Source organism: Rubrobacter sp. M3-4 (genome assembly GCF_059772285.1).
The window spans coordinates 1-549 of record NZ_JCBAJP010000030.1 but is presented as its reverse complement, the minus strand read 5'-3'; the positions used below and the strand labels follow the sequence as shown (position 1 = coordinate 549).

At 62.3% G+C, this 549-nt stretch carries 1 protein-coding gene; it reads right to left on the bottom strand.

What is annotated here, in order from left to right:
* Positions 1–549: zinc metallopeptidase (locus AC6EKW_RS15040; protein ID WP_273889499.1), on the bottom strand; the 549-nt coding region annotated here is incomplete at its 5' end.

Here is a 549-nt window from a genome sequence, read left to right as displayed (position 1 = left end):
CTACTGCCTGCTGACGAAGAGCAGATACAGGAAGGTCAAAAGCGCCGTCAGCGCCGCCGCTATGTAGGTGAACGCCGCCGCCGTCAAAACCCGCCGCGTCCCAGAAACCTCCTGGCCGGAGAGTATCCCATAGCTCTTCAAGAGCCCGTAGGCCCGCCTCGACGCGTTTATCTCCACCGGCAGCGTCACCACATGGAAGGCCAAAACTGCCAGGAAGAGTATCACCGCTACCTGTACGAGCAGCGATCCCAGCGCCGTTCCTACCCCCATGATGATCGCCGCAAAGAACGCCAGAGGCCAGATCTGGCTGCTGAAGCTAACCACTGGAAACATCCCGCTCCTGAACTTCATCGGCAGGTATCCCCTGGCGTCCTGGATGGCGTGCCCGCACTCGTGCGCCGCCACGCTCACCGCAGCGATGGAGCTTTTGGCGAAGTTGCCCTCAGAGAGCCTGACGACCTTGGCCGAGGGGTCGTAGTGGTCGGTCAGCTGTCCCGCGACGGGTTCGACCCTGACGTCGTAGAGGCCGTTGCGGTCCAGGATCATGCG